This is a genomic window from Ensifer sp. NM-2, assembly GCF_003024455.1.
In the GTDB taxonomy this organism is placed as follows: domain Bacteria; phylum Pseudomonadota; class Alphaproteobacteria; order Rhizobiales; family Rhizobiaceae; genus Ensifer; species Ensifer canadensis.
In genome coordinates, this window is record NZ_PVZR01000086.1 from 1 (window position 1) to 700 (window position 700).

At 55.3% G+C, this 700-nt stretch carries 2 protein-coding genes; one reads left to right on the forward strand and one right to left on the reverse strand.

All coding sequences use genetic code 11. The features are described from left to right. The coding region (locus C6558_RS38880; protein WP_146161000.1) for a transposase at positions 1–221 on the forward strand (221 nt) is incomplete at its 5' end. On the opposite strand, the gene C6558_RS38885 is transcribed toward C6558_RS38880, so the two are convergent. Continuing rightward, positions 192–641 (reverse strand): hypothetical protein, encoded by a 450-nt coding sequence (locus tag C6558_RS38885; RefSeq protein ID WP_057208994.1) that lies wholly within the window; start codon positions 639–641, stop codon positions 192–194. The genes C6558_RS38880 and C6558_RS38885 overlap by 30 nt on opposite strands. Positions 642–700: the final 59 nt, after the last annotated feature.

Below are 700 nucleotides of genomic sequence, written 5' to 3' on the forward strand. Positions count from 1 at the left end.
CCGTTATACCGCCGAAGGCAAATCGAAAAGAGCCGCCCGTCTGCGACTTTCGGGCCTATAAGGATCGAAACCGTATCGAGCGCCTGTTCAACAAGCTCAAGCAGTTTCGGCGCGTAGCCACCCGCTATGATAAAACCGAACGGTCGTTCGCTGCTTTCCTTGCTTTGGCTGCCGTTCGCGTCTGGCTGCCATCATTCACCGGGATGGTCCAAAACCCATGACCTAACCGGAGCCTCCCCAGTTCGGACGTCTTTGTAGGTCGAGCTGATCTTACTCAGCACCGTCTCATCGTCCGTATCGATCTCGTAGAATGTGCTGTCGACGGCTCGGATCGTAATCCATGTCTTGTCTGACTGCATCGGTCCGGAGCCGACAAACTCGCCCCAGATAACCTGCTGCGTCTTCTCGGCCAAGGCTGCTAGATCGGAGCCTGAAAGCCGGGCGTCGTCCTGCGCCAACTCCTCCAGTTGCTCGCCGCCGTCACCTGTGGCCTCAAACCATTCGTGCCCAGGTTTGGATGACTTGACGGTCGAAACTGTCCAATTTGCCTGCAAAGATCGAGGTGTCAAAAGCCGCAGTAAGTCTCTGAGATCAAGCGCGAGGACATTCTCTTTGAGATCATAAATCCTAAGTATCGCCATGACGTCCCCCTGACGGCAGGATTCGCATTGGCAGCAGCACTTTGTCAACAGGACCTAAT

What these genes read in the sequence shown, in the direction of transcription:
- C6558_RS38885 (WP_057208994.1), bottom strand. Translation starts at nt 641, where the DNA reads ATGGCGATACTTAGGATTTATGATCTCAAAGAGAATGTCCTCGCGCTT.